Raw genomic sequence first — 19,941 nt, forward strand, 5'->3', positions numbered from 1 at the left:
AAATCAAACCGAAAAGCTAGTAACACAATAATTATGCCTTTTTTACCCCTCAAAACCTTGATACACAAAGCTTTGAGGGGCATTCGTTTACCTAGCAACTGTCGAACTCGGGCTAAATAAGCTTGCCCCTTTTGTTATTGATTTTTAACTCTTACAATATAGGAAAAGCCCGTTTCATTCATTTTTTGAAACGAGCTTTTCCGAATATTTATTTTTTTATAAGCAACGCACAACACTCAACATGCGTTGATTGATAATTGCAGACTATTTCAACACTAACTGCGATACACACTCAACAGGGTTTGAATGGTAATCGCAGACTTTAAAAGATGTAGTTGTGTTTACCTTACAATACCAAGAGAACTTAATAAACATGAATGGCCTTTTGCTTATTATAAATAAACTTATTAATATTAAAAAGACAGATTTCGTTTAAAACAAATCTAGATTGATTGATAAATGGAAATGTGATCTTCGTAAAAAAAAGTTCAGCCCCAATGCGTTAAATTATAGAATAATAAGGGCTGAACCTTATTTTATTTAAAAAGCTATTATATTTTATCAATATTTGCTGAACCTTCTTCTTCATCTTGGAACATATCTAGAGTTTTTTCTATGATAATAAACAAAAATATAATACTAACAGAAATTAACACCGCACCAATAAATGTTGTATTGAATCTATCAAAATATATATCAAAAAGATTAATATAACCAATAAAAATAAGTAAGTATATAATCCATTCTTTAAGATTTATTGGGCCAATATCTGACAACTTTTTTATTTTCTTTCTCCTGATTGCGGTAATTAACAGTTCACTTAATACAAGAACAATAATGTTCATTACAGTAAAACCAAAAAAGAACCAGAAATTAGACCAAAAATCTATATAAAAGTAAAATTCAACTATTGGTAATTTGGAGAGTAAGTATATCACCCCGAAATTAAGAAATATAGGTACTGATACCATTATAATAAATACTACAATCGCTAGAATTATAGAAACAGTCATACCAAAAACTTCAGCACTTCTATCCTTAGTCCTATTTGACATTACGCCCAACCCCTTTAGTCCTAACTTTCTAAATCACCGTTTAATTAATACGATTCTATGATAACATAATATTGTAAATATTATAATATATTTTGGGAGGAGAAAGAGAATGAAAAAGAAAATTATTAGTTCTGTTGCAGCAACCTTAGCTACTACTATGCTAGTAAGTGCGGTAGGACCAAGTTTAGCTAGCGCTAAAGAAGCAACTAATTCTTTTACACAAAAAACATTACCATCACTCCCTAGTATTGTAGAGCAATATGAAAATTATGATCCTGATATGTTTGATTTAGAAAGTCCTAGTTTTAGACAAGACATAATGTTGAGTAAATCTATTATTCATCAAGAAATACGTAATAATCAAAAGGGAGTAACTACACAAGGGGTACTTGGAGCCGGATTAAAAGGTATAAAAGCCTTTGGAAGCATAGTGAAAAATGGTGGACATATGCTATCTTGGATTTTAAAACCATTTTCTAAAAAGTATGCCGATGCTGTTAAACGAAACTCAGCAAAAATAGGCAAAGCACTAGCAAAACCTGAAAAAGCTACAAGAAGTCATGTTAAAAAACTTCTAACCGACCATGGTGTACCGAAAGATGATGCAGAGATGATAACAAAAATTATTTTCTGGCTTCTGTAAGAATAAATTTTTATAGAAGTATACCTTTCTAACTTTACAAAGCTAATCTCAAATTAATAAGAGCATTAATTTAAAAGAGCCTAAAATGCATAAACTCGCATACTTTAGGCTCTTTTGTGAGCGTCAAGTGAAATGTTATAGTTTTTGATAAATTTTTTACACTTTTGTCTCAAAAATAGACATTCTATATTTCATTCGGTAACTATCACACTTAACTGAATAATCTTTGCTCGATGAATAATTATATCCAATATAGCGGTTGTTATGGCCGAATCACCCAGGAAAGTGCTTCATTGGCTGCTTTCGAATTTAAGCCAACAATTTGTCGAACAAGATTCGTAATCGGTGTGACACCAAAGTCCTTTTCATAATCTTCTCTTGTTCCAAGTTCTTTCCATAGAATATCTTCAAGCATTTTCATATCTTGTGCTGTTATCGGTGTATTATGATTCAACTTGTAGATGGTCATTTGATCTTTATGTTCAATTAGGTAATGATTTACTTTCTTCCGGTAATTTTGTAAATCATCACACATTGAACATTGGATCGTTTACTCTTACTTCAATCACTTCATCATGGAAGTTTGTATACTTAACGCTTTACATACTCCATCTAGTTCAAAGATGTTAGCACTAAGTAAGGAATGTGGCTAAAATGCGGTCAAATATCTATACATTCCTTGCCAAAAACCCTGTTTTATCAACGTAATAGAAGCTACATTCTCAATATGGGACAAGCTACCAAGCTTGATGTCTAGGGCTTTTTCATGGGTGATTACGTTTGCGGGAACATATCGAATAAAGGTGTTCGTATGTGGGAACATATCAATGAATTTACTCAAATTCGGAACCTGAAATAGTTCTAATCAATACACAAAAAGACTCCCATTCAGCCGGGAATTTGTTGCTTCAACTTCTTTTAGATTACGTGTTTCTCGAATAATTTCATTCTAGAAAATAGAATTCCAACTGAACATCGTGTCAGTTGGATAAAATTGGGTTTATATTAATGATATTGACGTGAAAATTTATTCTTACCTTGATTTTAGAAATAACAATTACATATAATTTCTTAAGTAAATAATTTGTCAATAAACTTCATAGAGCATTTTAACTACTTAGATTATCAGACTTTTTTTCGAGATTCATGATGACGACACCAACAATAATGATCATAAGACCGAAAACGTTTAAGCCTGAGAGGATTTCATTAAAAAGAAACATTCCAACTAAAGCTGTTCCTGCAGTCCCAAGTCCAGCCCATATGCTATATGCGACACTTAGTGGAATAAACTTTAGAGAAATAATTAACAAAGTAAAAGAAATTCCAAAGCCAATGACAAGAGCAATACTAGGAATTAAATTCGTAAACCCATCAGATAGTTTAAGCATCGATGTAGCAAAAATTTCAAATAAAATGGAAGTAAATAAAATCAAATAATATTTCATACCATAATAACTCCTTTTTAAATTCTCATTAATACAACGCCAACAATCAGTAAAAGAATACCTACAGCGCCTTGTATAGTTATTTTTTCCTTAAAAATTAAAAAACCTACGAGTGCTGTTAATGCTGTTCCTGTCCCACTCCAAGCTGCATAAGCGAAACTTAACGGTATGGAAATTAATGACAATGAGAGTAAATAAAAGGCTAACGCATACCCAATAATTACCCCAAGGATCGAAAGTACTTTTTTATTGCTACTTATTGAAGTTAGTTTCATCATGCTTGTACCAAATACTTCCGCAAGAATCGCACTTACTAAAAATACATATGCCATTTAAATCACATCTCTTTCCATTAAATCACAATAATGAAGCACTATTTTTTCCATTCTTTCTTTAAAAATATCCACATAGCTATACATGATAGAAAACCAAATTCCGTCACAAATTAAACGCAGTTCTAAAATCTTATCAGGATTTCCTTTGTCTTGATCGAATAGTTTGATCCAGTGTTCAGATACGGATTCCCACAGTTCTTTACTCTTTCCATCTTCTAGAGAAGAAATAAAAACCGATGGAAGCAAAACATTTTCAGTATCATCTAAATAGTCAATGGTTGCTAATGCATATGCCCGTGTAAATTGATAAGCTCCAGACAGTTTAGATTTATATTTGTTAATTTTTCCCTCGAATTGTTCTATCACCATTTTATTCATATTTAATAATAATATTTCTTTACTATCAAAGTGATAGAGAACACCACCTTTTGTAATTCCAGACTTCTCGGCAAGGTACTGCATGGTTAATTTTTGGATACCTTCCTCATTTATAATCTTAGCCGCATTTGTAAGAAGTTCTTCTTTTTTACTCAACATACATCACTCCAGTTATCTATATTACTGTACTGAACGTTCAGTACAGTAATCTTAGCAAATCATTTTTAAATTGTCAATTATTGATTTTATATAAAATGATACTGTTATAAAAAAATGCCTACATCTAGGATAGAGTCAACATATTGTGGCAGGCTGATTTATCACACGGACCCTTTATTAAAATAAAAGGAAAAGCAAAAAAGACGTTTTTAATTGCTTATATCGATGATTGTTCAAGATTAGTTCCATATGCCCAGTTTTTTACTTCGGAAGGATTTGATGGGCTTAGAGTTGTAACAAAAGAGGCTTTAATCCGCAGAGGAAGGCCTACAATGATATATGCAGATAACGGGAAGATCTATCGATCTGAAACACTACAGTATGCGTGTGCTCAACTAGGGATTACACTAACTCATACACAGCCTTATGATCCGCAAAGTAAAGGGAAAATTGAACGGTTCTTCAAAACAGTACAGACAAGATTTTATCCGTTATTAGAAGCAGACCCAGTGGGTTCCTTAGAGAAGCTGAATGAACGATTCTGGAGATGGTTAGAGGAAGACTATCATCGAAGGGTTCATGCATCATTAGACGGAAAAACGCCGCATGAAGTCTTCCATTCTCAACTAGAAAATATCACGTTTTTAGATGATCCATCCATTCTGGATGTCATCTTTATGAAACGAGTTAAACGGAAGGTAAAGGCGGACGGAACAATCAGTCTAAACAAACAACTTTATGAGGTTCCAGCCAGATTTATTGGGTACTCCGTGGATTTACGAATAGATGATACCGGCGTTTTTATTTTCGAAGATAATAAGAAAGTGGCTGAAGCAGAGCCTGTATCTTTGTCAGATAACGCTCATGTCAAACGAGTTCGTTCACCTTTCTCTTTAACCCAATTAGCTGAAGAATCGAAGGAGGCGAATCGAAATGTATAAATCCTTCTATTCTTTAGCCAAAGAACCCTTTTCGAAAGATATACGCCCATCGGATGCGTTTTTATCATCCGATTATCAAGGAGCTTTAAATGCCTTATCCTATTTACAGAAATCAAAAGGAATTGGTCTCCTCATTGGTGATCCAGGTGCTGGTAAGACTTTTACATTAAGAGCGTTTAAGGAATCACTAAATCCGTCTTTGTATCACGTTATTTATTTTCCATTATCTACAGGCGGTGTCATGGATTTTTATCGTGGATTAGCCTATGGGTTAGGTGAAGAACCAAAGTATCGAAAAGTAGACCTGTTCCGACAGATTCAACAAGGAATCGAACGAATGGACAAGGAAAGAAAAGTAACACCTGTATTTATCTTAGATGAAATGCATTTAGCAAAGGATGCATTTTTACAGGATATCGCCCTATTGTTTAATTTTCAAATGGATTCCACCAACCCGTTTATCTTGATTTTAGCAGGATTACCACATTTAAAGACACGTTTAACAATGAATCATCATCGCCCGTTGTCACAAAGGTTGATAATGAAATATGAGATTCAACCCTTACCGAAAGAAGAGATTGTTTCATATATCAATCACCATCTAAAAATCGCTGGTGCAAAAATGCCAATATTTACTGAATCCGCACTAGAAGCCATTGCATTACGATCTCAAGGATGGCCAAGAGTGATTAATAAAATAACGATAAATAGCCTGTTATTTGGGTTCCAATTAAAAAAAGAACAGATTGACGAAGAAGTAGTTAGGTTAGCCATAGAGGATATCGGAATATGAAAAGAGGAATATTGGTTTATAATCATGAAGAAATGGAATGGCGTGTGTGGATAGGCCAGCAGGCCTACTGGATTGAACAAGGATACTACTTTGATCTTAGGATTCAAAATAGATATTTTAAAGCAGTCTTGGAAAAAGAATTGGATTGGTTTGTAACTCTGGATCAAGATGTAAAGTTTGTCCTTCATCCTAATGAGATTTATAAAATTCGAATAAATATCCATGATTATATACGTGTAGATGCCCCTTTTTAGGGGTCTTCTTTTGAAATGAATAGCTGGAATATTTTGAATGGATTTTTGCATATTCTGAAATAATTTGAAAAAACAAGCACATTATTTCAGATTTATTGCCGAATTAAAATGAAAACGGCGAGCTGAAATAATGTGCTAGTTTACAAAAATTGTTTAAACCTCTATAATTTCACTATTGTTCATTGTAAATTTTTCAACATATTTATTTGAAATTACCTTTTGATCTGTTACAAATGTAACACTATATCTTGCTCTAGTTAAAGCAACATATAAGCCTGCTTTAGTTTTCGGACTACTAACTGCCTCATAATCACTTTCTAAGAACTTTTTTATAGGACCATTCGGATAAATAAGTACTCTATCAAAAGTAAGTCCCTTAGACTTCCCGAAATTTATTGGTGATAAAGTTTCTGGAATATTTTTAGTCCTTTTATCATATCTCAAGACAACTGGAGAGAACTTTCTTACATAGTCATTAACTTCAGTACTTCGAATATAAAAAACACCATCATGTCCAGTTCTCTTGGTATTCTTTGAAATAGTTTTCGGCATATCAGGATATAATGAATCTGCTATATCACAAATTAACTGGTTACAACGAAAGCATTCCGTTTTATATTCAATTGAACACAAACCTTCATTCTCCCATTTCCTAAACAAATCAAAAATGGTTTCTCCTTTATACTTTTTATTTTTCCTTGAATTATTGGTGAAATAAGTAGCTTGTCGATTATCTCCAACTATAATACTATGTATTTTTGAATGTAATAACAAATATAGAAAATCTAAATCTGCCCCAGCTAAATCCTGAACCTCATCAATCATAATGATATCATATATGTTCTCTAGACGTTCGATTACTAATCCGTTTGATCTTGAGTTTACCTCAATTATAAAATCGCAAATTTTATCAGTATAAATGTATTTCCCATCTCTAAAATAGTAATTTTCAATATCTTTTTTAGCTATATATTGTGTAGATTGGCCGTTAACAAAAGCTATACTCTCAATTCTTTTTTTATCATATAAAAAATTTTGATAAGGTCTTACACATTCCCTTAATAAGAAAGAATACCAAGTCTGAACAACAACATTTTTAGGGATATATCCTATCTTCTCGAAAAACTTTTTCTCAATTTCTTTAGTGTTGTCGATTGTAAATGTAGTAATCAGTATCTGCTTATTATTGTAGTGCAATGCTTTTTCTACTAATTGAGTTGATTTCCCGGACCCTGCTGCAGCAATTATTATCTCATTATTTAATGGCTTCATTTATGTACTCCGGAATAACAATTTCTTGATTTGAATCAAAAATACGCATTGCACACTCAGTTTTATTTCCTGAACTTGTCATATATTTAATCATCTCTTCCTTTGTTTTAAAATCTTTTTCAAAAATTTGATTTAAAACAGACAGCTCATTTACCGATACTAACTGCGGCTCTAATGTTGGATATTTTGTGTCTTCACTATAGCAAATGTTGATTGTAGGATGGTTTAGATAGTAATCACCGTACTTATCAATAATGTTTTTATTAACATCTCCGTCATTATCGGTAACAACTGAAACTTCTTTTTTTAGTAAATCTGCAATCTCTAGAAAGCGTTTAAATGACAAACCTCTTACTGTTATAACATCAACTCCATCTTCAATTGGAAGTTTATTATATTTTTGAATATAGGCTTTTTGTACAATTAACTCGTCCGATGGCCCCTCGACTAGAATCGCTTTATCAGCTAGCAATAATCGAAGTGTATCGTAACCGGGTAGTTTTTTAAAATAATTATATGTTTCTTCTTTTAAATCTCTTAATGTCATATGATGGCCGTTATTCATTAACACTACTTTATCTAAACCTAGTTTATTTAAAACGTAAGTACTATGTGTAGTAATTATTAGCTGTTTCCCTTCACATTTTTCAGATATCTGGTTAATTAGTTTATACATATTTGAATAGGATAAATGATTTTCTGGTTCTTCTATAAGAATTACCTGAGCTTCTTCAGAAGTTGATTCAAGTGATAACTTTAATTTCACTGAATTTTGTTCACCTTTTCCGATGAAATCAAAAGGTATATCGTCCAAATATGCTGTTAAATTAGACTCCCATCCGTTTTTTTGAGATATGTCTAAAGATATAGCCAATTCTTTATCTGATATTTCCCCAGTTTTTTCCGATAGTGTACAGTTAATCTGTGCTATAGAATCAATTTCAGAAAATTTTTCTTTAATATCTCTATAATTAAAATTTAATGTTGCACGTTGTTTCGGATCCAACGTTTCACCAATTACGCTTGAAATATATCTATCCGTACCGCTCCAATGTTTTCCCTCCGTTGGATCAATTAATACACATTTAACAGGATTGCTTCGTGAAGTTATCGGGTTAGATGCAAATGAATACCAATTAACTTTGTAATACTCAATCGGTATATTTTTTAGATTATTAGATTGATTTATATATTGTTCATATTCTTCTGTATAATCATCGTCAAATTCTACGGATAATCTGATGCCACATGCATTTTCTTTGATTGAATTATTCGTACCCTTCAAAAATGCAGTCTGATCATTTTCCTTTAGATATATTTCTATAAGTATACTAGGAGGAGCATCATACTTACCTTTTCTAATATTTTTTATGTAATCTTCAACAATGTTTTTATTAAAAAGAAATGGGTTTAATTCATTATGTATATTTCTTTTATTTAATGTACTAGTTAGCGCTAAATTAATGGCCTCTAATATTGTAGATTTTCCTTGTTCATTATTACCCACAAGAATATTCATTTCGTCATTTAATTTTAAATTAAGATAATTAATAGATTTATAGTTTTGAATGATTACCTTTTCTATCACTGCATTAACCCCTTTCAATTTTTATAATTAAAACCCATTGCTCAAAAAAGAAGCAGAAGACACTTTAAAAGCGTACTTCTGCCCATCATGATGTATAAGTATTAGTCTGTTATATGAAATAATTACTTTCCTCTTACTATTTTGAAATTATTAGCGAATATTGTCAATTCATTCATTAAATTAATTGTTAAAAGACTAATATATCGCACTCTTTTTGTCAAAAATTAAAAATAAGTTGTTAGTGCAACTTGTAGTTCAGATAAGGAAGAGATGCCTCGATGTATTTCTTCCTTTTTAATTTCACCAATAAAATTATAAAACACTCAGATAACAATGTGTTATGATTAACCAATTTGTTTAAACGCAGATAAAATAGCGAATACCTCAGATTCATGGTGTTTTCTATTGGAAATAACAGTTTATGACCATTTACTGACCTATTATGAAAAAATTGAATGATTCCATAAATTAACGGACAGTTTATAAAAGGGCTAGAATAACCAAAAAGGATTAATACAATATTGAATCCATCAACTAGAAAAAAGCTTAGCTGAACATCTTAGCAAGTATCAAATACAGATTGCTTTCTATCACCAAATCACTGTAGGTACACTTTAAGTAAGTGAAGAATTCTGAGACTGGCAATAGATATCTTTGCAAAAAGGGGCGAACGATTTGGAAGCGTCAGAAAGAAAACTTTCACATAATAAAATACCATTACCCGAACATTTATATTGGAAATTCGCGACAATCATAGAGGTTAAAGAAAGTTGGAGAGTCATTCATAATCTGCTAAGTCGCGGACATCAACCAGAAACGATAAAAGCATTATATCCCACAATAGATGATGATTATTTTAAATTAATTACCGATTATTTTAAACAATACGGAGCTATTGATGTTGAAACAGTATTTAATTCCATTTTGACAGATTACCGTAAAAATGAACTTCGAATTATATTGGAAAGAATGATTAGCCTTAATGATTTTACTTTTGAAGATATAAATTCTATTATTCCTGATAAATTTCAAAAAGATTTGCTTTCTCCTGATAAATGGTTATTGTAAAAAGTCAGAGTCAACTCTTTTAAGGATTTCATAGAGAATAGGGAATAGAAATAAGTAATTTTTTAATTCCCTCTTAAAATCCTTAATTCTGAAGCTATAATGATTTCTGATTAACCGATTTGTTCAAAAGTAAATAAAAGTAACCATAATAAGCGAAAACCGCGGTTACATGATGTTATCATCATGTGCCGCGTTTTTTATTGGAGGGATGATCTATAAGCAAACAAGAAACAGAAAATCAATTTCTTAACAAAATATTAAAAAGCTGTGAAAAGGTTGGAATCTCAAAAAAGGTCATTGAACGATTTATCTTGTTCTATGGAAAGGAGGTTCAAAATTACAATGTCAAACCTGCTCGATCTACTGAAAGAGTTAGGGGTTCCCATTAAGACAAAAGTGTTCATTGAATCACCGAAACAAACAAATTACGAATATCAATTGCAAATGGATTTAGATTTGGATAAACAACATAAATAGTTTAAAACCTTCTCCTCCCGTCAATCCTTTTAATAAAGGCTTTGACGGGAGGAGTATTTATGTCTCGAAAAGATATAGTAAAAGTTTCATTTAATGAAGATTTACAAGAGGAATCTTATTACTTTATGAAAAGGCTAGTTGAAAAAGTTTTAATCGATCAGCTTGAATTACAACCAAAAATGAAGGGTTTCCTTCTTGAAGAAAGTAATAAAATTGTAGAAAAGGAGTAGGCTCCCATGGAATCACACCAATATTATGAACCCAATAAATACTATGAAGATTTTATTGCGGTTTATAGTAGGGTAAGTACAGCCCAGCAAGACATTCAAAAGCAGATTCTACTTGCTGAATCTTATATTCATAATAATCGTATTGATTTAGATAAAGTGATTTGGTTAAAAGATGATAATGTTTCAGCCAATAAATTAGCCATTGAGGATCGGCCAGATTTACAAAAGTTACGATTACTTATTCAACAGAAAAAAGTAAAAACAGTCATTGTATACAGTCGTGATCGTTTAGCGCGAAATTTTTATGAATACGTTGCAATAGTTAAAGAGTTTTATAAATACGGAATCAAGGTGATTTTTACATCAACGAAACAACCGCCGTTTTCTCCTAAACTTTCAATTGAATCGTTATATGGGATTTTTGCACAAGTCGAGGGCCAGAATATTTCCGGTAGAAGAAAGGATACAATGAAACAATTTCCTTCTTCTATATTTGGATATAAACGGATTGGAAAAAGAAAAGATGTTAAGTATATCCCGAATCCAGAAGTGGTTAATGACTTAAAATCTTTTTTCTATGAAGTGGCTGAAACCAATAAAGCAGATGATTTGTTCAATATTTTAATGAAATACAAAAAGATATTAAAAAACAAAAGGTACGAGGATTTATTAAAATATCTAGAAAATCCTTTTTATTCGGCACATATGAAGACTTCGTACGGTTTTGAAGTTCTTCACCATGTAGAACCTATTATCTCCTTAGAAGAACATCAAAAAATTCAAGATGTGCTAAAAAGATTGAAAGATGAAGTATTTCAAGCCATAACCAATGCAAAGAACAGAGGATACATTACTCCACAGTGTATATTTTGCAAAAAAGACATGACTTTTAAAACTTCAAAGCTGGGAGAAAGCAGTTACTATATCTGTAAAAGAAAACATGAGGAAATCAAAATTACAGTGGAACAATTGAATGAGACCATTCAATCTAAACTTTCAATTATTGTAAAACATATCCCAGTTGACACAATCAAAAGCTTTGTATTTTCCCATTTATCTAGAATCGAAAAGGATTATAGTCATGAGATCATTAACTTAAATCGAAAGTTAAGCTCAATTCATTCTACTATAGTAGAAAAATATGCACCAAAGAAGAACATCGATTCACTCATTATTGAGTCAAAGAATATAAAAAGTAACATCAATCATCTCCATATTGAATTAGCTAAAATTGCTGAAGCTCGAAATTCGGTAAATGATCTTGTTAGAATCATTAAGCAGAACTTGGAAACGGAAATTCAAAACTACAATTTATACTATTTATGCCATCTATTCCTTGAAAAAGTAGAAATCGGCCCGGATACATTTATTTATCATGTTCCCTTTGGAGAATTTTTGAAAGTTGGTGAGCCATATGCACTTTATGCATAAATACACTTACTTAATAAATGGGGTTTACTTATTGACAGAAACACCTAGACCGAATCTTCAACAGGTAAATTTACCTTTTAATATTTTTAAAGATTCTATTCCTTTAGCAACATCGTATATTCGCTGGTCTGATGATGGACAAACATTCGGCCATTCTTTGCATATCCAAGAATCCGAAATTGTTGCTAGAGCAAAAAGAGAAGGATTTCAAGTTGTGGCATCTTTTATTGAAGAAGCAAAATCCGCCTATCATATTCCTGCACAAAAAAGGGTTCAAATGCAAAATATGAAGCAATTCATTTTAAATAATAAAAATGTGAAAGCTGTCATTTTCTATGAAGAATCAAGAATTACAAGGCTAATTGAAGACTTTGTATTATATGTACTCGGACAAATTAAAGAAGCCCGACCAAATTTTAAAGTATACTCAACGAAGATAGAAGGTGAATGGAACGAAAACAATCCTTATGTTCAAGCAAGATTGTCATTTGCTCATGAAGAATCGGTAGAGAAGTCTCGGAGAGCATCTGATTACCATACGTCTGTAGTAAATTCATCGAAACCCGAACGTCCCGGATCTAGAAATCCCTATGGTTATTCTCTAACAACAAAGGACAATACGATCGAAACTAATGATAATAAGATTATTGTCATTCTTATCTTTTATTTATACAGTTACGGTTATAGCGATCGGAAAATTGCAAGTTTATTAAATGAAGCGGATATTCCACCGCCAAGTATTGATGCAAAAGGATGGAATGATTCAACCGTACGATATATTTTAAACAATCGTTGGTATATCGGGGAATTAGCTTGGTTTACCCGTACCAGTTTTGAAAATAGTAAAAAGAAACCAGAGGAAGACATTTTCCTATTCAAAAATCACCATGAACCTTTAGTTGGTGCTAACTTGTGGAATATCACCCAATTTTTTAGAAACTATAAACAAAATAAGGATCACATGGATAGCCCGTTTATTTTACGAGATTTAGTTTATTGCCATGAATGTAAAGAAAAACTGATAACAAGAAATTCAACTCCCGCAAAGTCCAAGAAAAAATATATGTATTACTGTTGCCCTTCGTGTAAAAAGAAAATATCAGCAGGAAAGATTCATGAAAGTATATTTTCTGATTTTTCACTAAGATGGGGCAGGGAACTGAATTATTATGAAAAACAAACGGAAAAAATTTTAAATCGATGGAAAAAAGGGCTTGAACAAAAAATCAATGACTTGAACGAAAACCTTGAAAAACTAAAATATCTTTTATCCACACTAGATAAAAATAATGAGTACTATCTGGAGTTAAAAGAAATCTTTGAAATGCAAATATTATCTACTACAAACGAAATACAGGAATACCACACAACAAGAGAACAGATTGATCTTTTGTCAGAAGATGAAATGCAAGTCGAATTAATTGGTCGATTCAAACAAGATATTCATAATTATACAAATGAAGAAAAACGCGCTATATTTCTTTTGGCAATCGAAACGATAGGAATTAACTTTTCGAAAGATAACCATATAAGAATCGATTACCGGCTCACACCATATGTGGAGATTGAAGACTTAATGAAGCAGCTAGATATCGAAAGTGCGTAAACTGTTGTCCAATTAATTTGGGCAACAGTTTTTTCTTTAATTAAACTAAAAGTTTCAGCAAAAGATTATGTCATTTATATTCTCTTAATCTTTTCAATTAATTCTTTTCGTTCTTCCAAAGGAAGTGTTTTAATTGCGATTAACAGAGCGTCAATGGTTAACCATTTGCTTTCCTTTTTCAAAAATAACCGAATTCTTTCTTTTAAAGAATCTGATACTTCTGTTTCATTCATCCCTGCTTCAATAAATAGTTGCACAACTTCTTCTATTACTTCAGGAGTAATCTGCTTTTCTCGCTCTTGCAACTCTTCTTCGATTTCCGACCAATAATCTCTTAAAAATTGTTCCCACTGGTCATCCTCCAAGTAAAATAAATCTATATAATAATTCTGGTAAGTAATCTCTCCATCCTTTTCATAGAAATCCCTTTTACCATAGTTATTATTTTGCTGGGAATATATAGCCTGTAGATTCTGCACTAACTGATTAAATCGCAAATCCGGTTGTTGTTCCCATATTTTGAACAACAGAGTTAATATCCTTGGAATCCTCTTCGGATCTCTCACTTTCATATCCCTCCAATACAAAAAAATATCTGCTTACTTTACCGAATAATTTATCTTATCACTGCTTACTTTACCGAGTAATTCACCGGTTAGCTTATTGAGTAAAATTCAAGAACTGGTTAAACCCTTTGATATCAAGGGATTCTTGATAATAACATTCGGTAAAGCAAGCATCGAAGGATATGAAAACGTCCATTCAGACGATAATGAAGTACATAAATTATATAGAGAACACCCTTAAATACGATTATAATAACGGAGTTTTAGAAGGAATTAACAATAAAATTAAAGTAATTAAAAGAATTGCATTTGGCTATAAATGCTTCTATCACTTTAAAAACCGGATTCTTATCACGCAAAATTTAGCGACAATAAAAGGAGCTTAGAGGAAAACCAAACTTCTCTAAGCTCACTGATTACATTTTATCAGTTAATGTCAATAAACTTATTCACCAACACTATTTGACAAAGAACCAAAAAATGATGTGCGCTTTCGATACCAATGTGGATTAGATATTAGTCGTCCTGCACCGTCTATTTCTACGCTAAGTCGGGTGTTTTCAGATCTAACTCGAAAAGGTCTGGCAAAACAGATTTTTCATGATCTCGTCTCAATTGCTCAAGATGAAGAAATAATCGATGGAAGCCATCAAGCCATTGATAGTGCTGCCATCGATGCTTATGAAAAGAAACGACCTAAGAAAAGATGTGAGCATACAGGCAATGCAAATTAGGGTGCTAAGTTTGATTCATTTGGCAATAAAATTACTTGGTTTGGTTATAAGATGCACCTTTCAGTTGATACCAAAAGCGAATTGCCGATGGCAATTGAAGTAACCCCCGCTCATATGAATGACGGAGATGTTGCCCCACAATTAATTGAGCAAGTCAACCAATGTGTAAAAACGAAAATCGAATATTTGATTATGGATGCAGGCTATGACCAACTGAAAAACTACGAATCCGCTAAGAACATCGGGGCACAAGCAATCATCCCATTGAACTTGCGTAATGAAAAAGAACCTCCAGCAGGAATCGCTTCAAATGGAACCCCACGTTGTTCTATGGGATACAATATGACTTATTGGGGATCCGAAAAGAACCAACTTAAGTTTCGGTGTCCCCATGCGACTGGAAAAGTTGATTGCCCCTTGGGCATGACTGCCTGTTCGTCTTCCAATTATGGGATGGTTGTAAAAGTAAACACTCTTAAAGATTTACGAAGATATTCGATTCCTCATCGTGATACAAAGCGTTGGAAAGAGCCTTATAAGGAGCGAACTAGTGTAGAACGCTGTAATTCAAGAATGAAATGTTATCTAACCGCAAATTCTTTGCATGTAAGAGGAATTGAAAAAGTAAAAACCCATATCTATCTAAATGCAATTGTGTTAATAGCTTCAGCACTAGCAATGAACAAGCAAAGTAGAAAGCAAATTGCTATTTAAAAATAATAAACATTCATAAATTCTGTCAGTATGCTCAAATTTGTGGATTGATCTCTTTCTAAACTTTATCAAAATTATTGTAATAAAACATCTGATTATAATCAGCATTTTTTAAACGCTTTTTTTGTAGAAAATCAAATTTTGCAAAACACTCTAGGAATAAGTAAACTAAAATTCATTTTACCCATAATAACAAAATGCAACTGTTCGTAAATTCATTGGTCTAATCAACTTAGAACTCCGGAATCTTCTTGATCGTCAGCAATTCACCATGATGTAGAGCGAGTTGTTTAGGATTCGATAATTGATTCAATAAGAGTTTTCTCCGTTCTACAATTTTTAAAGGGTGTCGGTGTGTATTTAAAATGTGAGCAATTTGAATGGTACATGTCTTATAGTAACTGCATACGTCGAGAATATATTTATGAAGCAGTGGCAATCCAAAATCATCATATGCTTCTAAAGTTTCAGGATCACACAAACCATAAACAATTTCAATTTGCACGGGATAATCGAATCCATCTACTTTTTCATCACTTTCTGTTAAGTCAAGAGTTTGATCAAGAGCTATTTTACTCTCATTTAAATTAATAAAACCACTTTTAGAGTATATACCTGATGGTAGTTTAATATCTGAGGCAAGGTAATAATAATATGTCATAGAAAACCCCTCTCATTTAATGACTTCATCTGTATTTGCGCTAGATAAATTAATTCGGGTCGCAAAACGTCCACAACCTTAAACAGTAGAAGGTATTTTAGGAGCTGGCAAGCCTTTTTTTATGCCATTAAGCTCTGCACTTTTCGTTGCAGAACTCTGTATTTTTATTTTGCACTAAACAACATAAGGTGCTTCTGGTAAAGAAAGTTGGTCAATGTACTGAAATAAAGCCTGTAAAAGAGGATCGATTTCTCTAGACAGTGGAAATATTCATTAAATTCTTACGAGATATTCTAGTTACCAGAAGTAAAATTACACATAAGAATAAACTAGTAAAAGTAACGACATTGTTTATAATTTCATTGTCTCCAAACGTATTGAAAATACCACTAATTTGAATATTTAGTCATAATAACCCTCTTATTATCTATTATAATACCACTAGCATTGCATAAATATAGTTGGAATATTCCGTAAATAATTTTCTCATAAATAAAGCCAAAAAGTCAAAGTCCAACTAAAGGTGGCTTTATCAGTTCATCCAAAAGGGACAACGACATTTGCCTTTGTTATGGAACGGCTTTTTTCTCAAACCTTCGCAGCCAAATGTAAGCTGGCTTCCATAATGCTGCCTTTAACCAGCGGCTAATTCGAAGCAGCGACTTTTTACTTTTTGTTTCTAATTGAATCAGTACATGTAAACAGTAGGTGATGAGTGCGATGTAAATTTGATTTTGTAACGCCGTCTTACTCATTCCGTAAAAATGTTTGATTTCCACGTGCTGTTTCAGCCATTTAAAGAACAACTCGATTGCCCAGCGGGAGCGGTAAATATCACTGATTTCATCTGCGCTTAAATCAAATCGATTCGTGATTAATCGAAGGATACTCCCTTTCGTGCCAAAGAGTTATCACGCCTTGCCCGAAATGGAGAATTATCTCCTATAAAATCAAGAAAACTTATGTGAAAACCAAGGGAATCACATTATTACATTAGATAATGCGATCAATACATTAACAGGGAACACTCATATGTTTGGCCTTTATGCATGGATGTACGAACAAGAATCTCAAAACACGAGTAATCGTGTGAAAGAGACATTAAAGACTCGAGCAAAAAGTGGACTTTTTAAAGGATCAAACCCTCCATATGGGTATGAAGTAAGAGATGGAAAATTGTATATCCGAAATGATGAAACACCAAATATTGTTAGACGAATTTTTAAAGAATATTTGGAAGGAAACGGACGACAAAGTATTGCAAGACGGCTATATAACGAGGGAGTTCCAACCCCTGCTCAAATAGCTGGAAAAGCAAACGCTGGAGATAAGTGGCATGATTCTACAATTAGATGCATCTTGACAAATCCCCATTACGTTGGGGATCTTGTTCAAGGAAGAACAACGACAGTAAGTGTAACAAGTAAAAGAAGAAAAAACGTTCCTAAAGAAGAACAGTTTATTATCAAAAATGCACATGAGCCAATTATATCTAGGGAAACGTTTGATGCTGTCCAAAATCAATTAGAGCAGAGAAGAAAATATATTACAGCACCCAAGATACATCTTTTTACTAATGTCCTCTTTTGTGCCGATTGTGGTACAGGTATGTGGTTCCGAAGCAATCGAGACGGATACATTTGTGGGGCTTATGCGCGTCATGGAAAAAAAGCTTGTACCGCCCACACAATAAAAGAGGATTTTTTAAAAGAAACAATTCTAAATGACATAAAATCCTTAATTCATCAAATTGACAAAGAGCAATATATAAAGAAGATGGAGAGAAAATCGAAAAGTACAAAATCGGATTCTCAAAAGAAAATCAATAAGATTAACAAACAGATGGATGTTTTAAAAAATCGAAAAAGGAAATTCATCAACCTGTTAGCTGACGGAATCATTACCAATGAAGAATATCAAGAGAGTATTGAAGCAACGAACAAGGATTTAACTGAATTAATGGAACAGAAAACTGAACTTCTTTCATTGATGGAAAGCGAGGATGTAATCGAAACAATTGAAAAGCTTAAAAAGGAATTACTTCAATTCCTAAATTTCGATGAATTAACCGAGGATATTCTCCATCGACTGATTAATCGAATCGAGGTAAAAGAGGACGGTACACCAATAATTCATTACCGGTTTACCACACCAAAAATTGAATAGAGGCAAGAGAGAAACCTTATCTTGCCTCATTTTTTTCATTTTAAAACTATCTGCGAAACGCACTCCACATGTACCGTATGCGGGAACAAATCCACCGGCTGAACTTTTTTCAGTTCATAGCCAAATGGGACAAGTTCCTTAATATCCGATGCGAAGGTGACTGGATTACAGGAGACATAGACAATCCGGGACGGCTGTGCCCGGCCGATGCGGCGCATGACTTTGCCGCCGGCGCCGGAACGTGGCGGGTCGAGCATGAGCAGGTCTGGTCTGCCAAACTCTTCTAAGACGACATCGATTCCCCGGCGGGCGTCGGAAGCAAGGAAATACGTATTGTCAATACCGTTTTCCTTTGCGTTTCGCTTTGCCGATGCAATCGACGTCTCGACGATTTCCACCCCTGCAAGGGCTTTTGTTCTTGCAGCAAAAGGCAATGAAAACGTTCCGACACCGCAGAACAGGTCAATCATTTTCTCCGACTTCTTCGGTTCTCCCATTTTTAATGCTTCTTCTACAAGTACTTCCGCCTGCTGCGGGTTCGTCTGGAAAAACGTATCAAACCACAAGCGGTAACGGTAACCAGATAGTTCATCGTAAATAAAGTCTCTTCCGGATAATACATGAACTTCTTCTGCTTGTGTCCGGTCTGCCCATAACGTATTTTCCATCCAAAGCAAACTTTTTACATTCGGAAAATCCCGTTCGATCTGTTCCGTCAATTGCTGGACCGCATCTTTCCATTTCCCGGTTGGAGGCTCAGTTGCAAAAAGTGCCAGCATGATTTCGCCTGTTGCAAAGGATTCCCGAACCATTAAGTGCCGCAATAGACCTTCATGATTTTGCTTATCATAGCCAGGAAGCTTGTTTTCCTTCGCCCAGCGGGCAACAGCAAGTGCTGCTTCCGTCATTCCCTTGCTTGCAATCAGACAAGTTTCCAAGGAAATAATCTTGCGGAAATTTCCCTGTTCATGCAAGCCCATGGAACCGTCCGGGGCAAAGGTGAATTCCATTTTATTCCGGTAATGCCATGGATTTTCCATCCCGATTGCATCTAAAACAAGGGACGGATCAAAGCCATTGCTGATAAGTGCTTGCCGTACATGTTCGGTCTTCTGTTTCAGTTGCCCTTCATATTGCCAATGCTGCCAGACGCATCCGCCGCAGCGGGTAAAATGGGGACATAGAGGCTCTGTCCGTTCCGGATGAGGATTAATTATTTTCTCTACTTTTCCCCGCATTCGCCGTTTTCCGGGACGGTCGATGGAAATCTTTACTTCTTCCTCCGGCAATGTTTCCGGAATCGTAAACTTTAGTTTTCTTGGATTCCCCTGTTCGTTTTCTTGCCAGTATACCGCCTGACCAAATCCTTTTTCATCTAAGCGGTGAACCTTTACATCATAGGTTGTCTTATCTGTCATGATT

At 33.5% G+C, this 19,941-nt stretch carries 19 protein-coding genes and 4 pseudogenes; 12 read left to right on the forward strand and 11 right to left on the reverse strand.

Annotated elements, in window-relative coordinates; translation table 11 throughout:
• Positions 1 to 551 precede the first annotated feature (551 nt).
• The gene (locus IEV18_RS10225) at positions 552 to 1,055 is read right to left on the reverse strand and encodes a hypothetical protein (protein ID WP_146938797.1); all 504 of its coding nucleotides are present in this window, start codon (positions 1,053 to 1,055) and stop codon (positions 552 to 554) included.
• A gap of 109 nt (positions 1,056 to 1,164) precedes the next feature.
• On the opposite strand from IEV18_RS10225, the gene IEV18_RS10230 reads away from it, so the two are divergent.
• Entirely contained in the window at positions 1,165 to 1,698 is a 534-nt protein-coding gene (locus IEV18_RS10230; RefSeq protein WP_188392289.1) for a YqxI family protein, read from the forward strand.
• Positions 1,699 to 1,978: 280 nt separating this feature from the next.
• Here the strand turns inward: IEV18_RS10230 and IEV18_RS10235 are convergent.
• The 4 genes and pseudogenes from IEV18_RS10235 to IEV18_RS10250 form a co-directional block, all read right to left on the reverse strand.
• Positions 1,979 to 2,294 (reverse strand): annotated as a pseudogene (locus IEV18_RS10235) (type I restriction-modification enzyme R subunit C-terminal domain-containing protein); the annotation flags it as partial.
• A gap of 513 nt (positions 2,295 to 2,807) precedes the next feature.
• A complete protein-coding gene (locus tag IEV18_RS10240) occupies positions 2,808 to 3,146 on the reverse strand; it encodes a DMT family transporter (protein ID WP_188392290.1) in 339 nt (112 codons plus the stop codon).
• Between the two features lie 17 nt (positions 3,147 to 3,163).
• Positions 3,164 to 3,478 carry a DMT family transporter gene (locus IEV18_RS10245; RefSeq protein ID WP_057995856.1) on the reverse strand — a complete coding sequence of 105 codons (315 nt, stop codon included), beginning with the start codon at positions 3,476 to 3,478 and terminating at the stop codon, positions 3,164 to 3,166.
• A complete protein-coding gene (locus IEV18_RS10250) occupies positions 3,479 to 4,015 on the reverse strand; it encodes a TetR/AcrR family transcriptional regulator (protein WP_188392291.1) in 537 nt (178 codons plus the stop codon).
• A gap of 131 nt (positions 4,016 to 4,146) precedes the next feature.
• Here IEV18_RS10250 and IEV18_RS10255 point away from each other — a divergent pair.
• The 3 genes and pseudogenes from IEV18_RS10255 to IEV18_RS10265 form a co-directional block, all read left to right on the forward strand.
• Positions 4,147 to 4,959 (forward strand): annotated as a pseudogene (locus tag IEV18_RS10255) (TnsB C-terminal domain-containing protein); the annotation flags it as partial.
• Positions 4,952 to 5,752: an ExeA family protein gene (locus tag IEV18_RS10260; RefSeq protein ID WP_188392292.1), complete on the forward strand. Its 801-nt coding sequence runs from the start codon at positions 4,952 to 4,954 to the stop codon at positions 5,750 to 5,752. The pseudogene IEV18_RS10255 and the gene IEV18_RS10260, both read left to right, overlap by 8 nt.
• Positions 5,749 to 6,006: a DUF5348 domain-containing protein gene (locus IEV18_RS10265; RefSeq protein ID WP_161921937.1), complete on the forward strand. Its 258-nt coding sequence runs from the start codon at positions 5,749 to 5,751 to the stop codon at positions 6,004 to 6,006. The genes IEV18_RS10260 and IEV18_RS10265 overlap by 4 nt, the downstream gene beginning before the upstream one ends.
• Positions 6,007 to 6,159: 153 nt before the next feature.
• Here the strand turns inward: IEV18_RS10265 and IEV18_RS10270 are convergent, their stop codons facing one another.
• Positions 6,160 to 7,278 (reverse strand): UvrD-helicase domain-containing protein, encoded by a 1,119-nt coding sequence (locus tag IEV18_RS10270; protein ID WP_188392293.1) that lies wholly within the window; start codon positions 7,276 to 7,278, stop codon positions 6,160 to 6,162.
• Positions 7,262 to 8,866 (reverse strand): ATP-dependent nuclease, encoded by a 1,605-nt coding sequence (locus tag IEV18_RS10275; protein WP_188392294.1) that lies wholly within the window; start codon positions 8,864 to 8,866, stop codon positions 7,262 to 7,264. Before IEV18_RS10275 ends, IEV18_RS10270 begins: the two co-directional genes overlap by 17 nt.
• 675 nt (positions 8,867 to 9,541) lie before the next feature.
• On the opposite strand from IEV18_RS10275, the gene IEV18_RS10280 reads away from it, so the two are divergent.
• The 5 genes from IEV18_RS10280 (at position 9,542) to IEV18_RS10295 (ending at position 13,678) form a co-directional block, all read left to right on the forward strand.
• The gene (locus IEV18_RS10280) at positions 9,542 to 9,934 is read left to right on the forward strand and encodes a hypothetical protein (protein WP_188392295.1); all 393 of its coding nucleotides are present in this window, start codon (positions 9,542 to 9,544) and stop codon (positions 9,932 to 9,934) included.
• 342 nt (positions 9,935 to 10,276) lie between these two features.
• A complete protein-coding gene (locus IEV18_RS17450) occupies positions 10,277 to 10,411 on the forward strand; it encodes a hypothetical protein (RefSeq protein WP_268235420.1) in 135 nt (44 codons plus the stop codon).
• Positions 10,412 to 10,470: 59 nt separating this feature from the next.
• Positions 10,471 to 10,641, forward strand: a complete 171-nt coding sequence (locus IEV18_RS10285) for a hypothetical protein (protein WP_172967550.1) — start codon at positions 10,471 to 10,473, stop codon at positions 10,639 to 10,641.
• A gap of 6 nt (positions 10,642 to 10,647) precedes the next feature.
• Positions 10,648 to 12,072: a recombinase family protein gene (locus IEV18_RS10290; RefSeq protein ID WP_188392296.1), complete on the forward strand. Its 1,425-nt coding sequence runs from the start codon at positions 10,648 to 10,650 to the stop codon at positions 12,070 to 12,072.
• 31 nt (positions 12,073 to 12,103) lie between these two features.
• Positions 12,104 to 13,678: a recombinase family protein gene (locus tag IEV18_RS10295; RefSeq protein WP_188392297.1), complete on the forward strand. Its 1,575-nt coding sequence runs from the start codon at positions 12,104 to 12,106 to the stop codon at positions 13,676 to 13,678.
• Positions 13,679 to 13,752: 74 nt separating this feature from the next.
• Here the strand turns inward: IEV18_RS10295 and IEV18_RS10300 are convergent, their stop codons facing one another.
• On the reverse strand, positions 13,753 to 14,244 hold the full coding sequence (locus IEV18_RS10300; protein ID WP_188392298.1) for a hypothetical protein: 492 nt from the start codon (positions 14,242 to 14,244) through the stop codon (positions 13,753 to 13,755).
• Positions 14,245 to 14,426: 182 nt separating this feature from the next.
• Here IEV18_RS10300 and IEV18_RS10305 point away from each other — a divergent pair, with 182 nt between their 5' ends.
• Both IEV18_RS10305 and IEV18_RS10310 read left to right on the forward strand, forming a co-directional pair.
• Positions 14,427 to 14,630, forward strand: a complete 204-nt coding sequence (locus IEV18_RS10305; protein ID WP_188392299.1) for a transposase — start codon at positions 14,427 to 14,429, stop codon at positions 14,628 to 14,630.
• Positions 14,631 to 14,726: 96 nt separating this feature from the next.
• Positions 14,727 to 15,692 (forward strand): annotated as a pseudogene (locus tag IEV18_RS10310) (transposase); the annotation flags it as partial.
• 232 nt (positions 15,693 to 15,924) lie between these two features.
• Here the strand turns inward: IEV18_RS10310 and IEV18_RS10315 are convergent.
• Both IEV18_RS10315 and IEV18_RS10320 read right to left on the reverse strand, forming a co-directional pair.
• Positions 15,925 to 16,353, reverse strand: coding sequence for a hypothetical protein (locus tag IEV18_RS10315; protein ID WP_188392300.1), 429 nt, complete (start codon positions 16,351 to 16,353; stop codon positions 15,925 to 15,927).
• Between the two features lie 569 nt (positions 16,354 to 16,922).
• Positions 16,923 to 17,252, reverse strand: a pseudogene (locus tag IEV18_RS10320) (transposase); the annotation flags it as partial.
• Positions 17,253 to 17,385: 133 nt separating this feature from the next.
• Between IEV18_RS10320 and IEV18_RS10325 the strand changes: the two are divergent.
• Positions 17,386 to 18,519, forward strand: a complete 1,134-nt coding sequence (locus IEV18_RS10325; protein WP_229733626.1) for a recombinase family protein — start codon at positions 17,386 to 17,388, stop codon at positions 18,517 to 18,519.
• A gap of 35 nt (positions 18,520 to 18,554) precedes the next feature.
• Here IEV18_RS10325 and rlmD read toward each other — a convergent pair whose 3' ends face one another.
• Positions 18,555 to 19,937, reverse strand: a complete 1,383-nt coding sequence (rlmD, locus tag IEV18_RS10330) for a 23S rRNA (uracil(1939)-C(5))-methyltransferase RlmD (RefSeq protein ID WP_188392301.1) — start codon at positions 19,935 to 19,937, stop codon at positions 18,555 to 18,557.
• Positions 19,938 to 19,941: the final 4 nt, after the last annotated feature.

Source organism: Compostibacillus humi, from assembly GCF_014637175.1.
GTDB classification, from domain to species: Bacteria; Bacillota; Bacilli; order Bacillales; family Amphibacillaceae; genus Oceanobacillus; species Oceanobacillus humi.

Coding starts and splice junctions, on each gene's coding strand:
- rlmD (WP_188392301.1), bottom strand. CDS start 19,937: ATGACAGATAAGACAACCTATGATGTAAAGGTTCACCGCTTAGATGAA.
- IEV18_RS10290 (WP_188392296.1), top strand. CDS start 10,648: ATGGAATCACACCAATATTATGAACCCAATAAATACTATGAAGATTTT.
- IEV18_RS10315 (WP_188392300.1), bottom strand. CDS start 16,353: ATGACATATTATTATTACCTTGCCTCAGATATTAAACTACCATCAGGT.
- IEV18_RS10285 (WP_172967550.1), top strand. CDS start 10,471: ATGTCTCGAAAAGATATAGTAAAAGTTTCATTTAATGAAGATTTACAA.
- IEV18_RS10240 (WP_188392290.1), bottom strand. CDS start 3,146: ATGAAATATTATTTGATTTTATTTACTTCCATTTTATTTGAAATTTTT.
- IEV18_RS10325 (WP_229733626.1), top strand. CDS start 17,386: ATGTTTGGCCTTTATGCATGGATGTACGAACAAGAATCTCAAAACACG.
- IEV18_RS10265 (WP_161921937.1), top strand. CDS start 5,749: ATGAAAAGAGGAATATTGGTTTATAATCATGAAGAAATGGAATGGCGT.
- IEV18_RS10270 (WP_188392293.1), bottom strand. CDS start 7,278: ATGAAGCCATTAAATAATGAGATAATAATTGCTGCAGCAGGGTCCGGG.
- IEV18_RS17450 (WP_268235420.1), top strand. CDS start 10,277: ATGTCAAACCTGCTCGATCTACTGAAAGAGTTAGGGGTTCCCATTAAG.
- IEV18_RS10230 (WP_188392289.1), top strand. CDS start 1,165: ATGAAAAAGAAAATTATTAGTTCTGTTGCAGCAACCTTAGCTACTACT.
- IEV18_RS10260 (WP_188392292.1), top strand. CDS start 4,952: ATGTATAAATCCTTCTATTCTTTAGCCAAAGAACCCTTTTCGAAAGAT.
- IEV18_RS10305 (WP_188392299.1), top strand. CDS start 14,427: ATGAAAACGTCCATTCAGACGATAATGAAGTACATAAATTATATAGAG.
- IEV18_RS10225 (WP_146938797.1), bottom strand. CDS start 1,055: ATGTCAAATAGGACTAAGGATAGAAGTGCTGAAGTTTTTGGTATGACT.
- IEV18_RS10245 (WP_057995856.1), bottom strand. CDS start 3,478: ATGGCATATGTATTTTTAGTAAGTGCGATTCTTGCGGAAGTATTTGGT.